The organism is Nonomuraea sp. NPDC049141 (assembly GCF_040648415.1).
GTDB lineage: Bacteria > Actinomycetota > Actinomycetes > Streptosporangiales > Streptosporangiaceae > Nonomuraea.
Genome location: NZ_JBEZDR010000216.1, coordinates 1 through 1,434 on the forward strand (window position 1 = coordinate 1; position 1,434 = coordinate 1,434).

Consider the following 1,434-nt stretch of genomic DNA (forward strand, 5'->3'; position numbering starts at 1 on the left):
CGCCCGGTCACCAAGGTGGGCATCGTCGGCGCCGGCCTGATGGCCAGCCAGCTCGCCCTGCTCTTCGCCCGCCGCCTCCAGGTGCCGGTCGTCATGACCGACCTGGACCAGGCCCGCGTCGACAAGGGCGTCGGCTACGTGCACACCCAGATCGAGAAGGCCGTCAGCAAGGGCCGGATGGACAAGGGCACGGCCGCCAAGCTGTACGGCCTGGTCAGCGGCTCGGTCGACAAGGGCGTCTTCGCCGACGCCGACTTCGTCATCGAGGCCGTCTTCGAGGACCTGGGCGTCAAGAAGCAGGTCTGGGCGGAGCTGGAGAAGATCGTCAAGCCGGAGGCGGTGCTCGCCACCAACACCTCCAGCCTGTCGATCACCGCGATGGCCGAGGAGCTGGAGCACCCCGAGCGGGTGGTCGGCTTCCACTTCTTCAACCCGGTCGCGGTGCTGCCGCTGCTGGAGATCGTCCGGGGCGAGCGCACCGACGACGCCACGCTCGCCACCGCGTTCGCGGTCGGCAAGCAGCTGAAGAAGTCGAGCGTGCTGGTGAAGGACGCCCCGGCGTTCGTGGTCAACCGGCTGCTCACCCGGTTCCTGGGCGCCGTGTTCGCGGCCGTCGACGCCGGCACCCCGCTGGAGGTGGCGAACAGGGCGCTGGACCCGCTGGGCCTGCCGATGCGCCCGCTGGCCCTGCTCCAGCTCGTCGGGCCGGCCGTCGCGTACCACGTGGGCGGCACCCTGCACGCCGCGTTCCCGGACCGCTTCGGCGTCAGCGAGAACCTCAAGCGGATCGCCGACTCGGGCCAGCCGATCGTCGTCGACGACCAGATCAACGACGAGGTCGCCAAGCTGCTCGTGGTCGGCGACCAGCCGCTCACCGAGGAGCAGGTACGCCAGAACGCGCTCGACGCGCTGGCGCAGGAGATCCGGCTGATGCTCGACGAGGGCGTCGTCGCCGAGGCGCAGGACATCGACCTGTGCATGATCCTCGGCGCGGGTTGGCCGTTCCACCTGGGTGGCGTCACGCCGTACCTGGACCGGACCGGCACCTCCGAGCGGGTCACCGGCCGCCGGTTCCTGCCGCACGGGGTGGCCAGCCTGCCCGCCTGATCCGCACCGCCCCCCGCGTTCGCGGTGGTTGCCCCGTCCAGCTTGGATGGTGGTGGCCACCGCGATCGTCGTTGCGGCCGATGCGGTCGGGATCGGGACAGCGGTACCGTGCCGTGGCTGGCTACGATCACCCGTTCGCAGACTCGCCTGGAGCTGATCATGTCCCAACCGCCGGTCGATCCCTGGTCCGGGCAGCCGGAGCACGACACGCACTACGACTTCCACCCGCCGCGGCCGGACGGCTACCCGGCACCGCCCGACGGCGGCTGGACTCCCCCGCCCGGCGGCCAGCACCCGTCCGGCGGCCAGCCCTCGCCGGGCGCGGGG

At 71.8% G+C, this 1,434-nt stretch carries 1 protein-coding gene; it reads left to right on the forward strand.

Features of this window, described 5'->3' with window-relative positions; genetic code table 11:
- The coding region (locus AB0B91_RS65960; protein WP_358343215.1) for a 3-hydroxyacyl-CoA dehydrogenase family protein at positions 1 to 1,107 on the forward strand (1,107 nt) is incomplete at its 5' end.
- Positions 1,108 to 1,434: the final 327 nt, after the last annotated feature.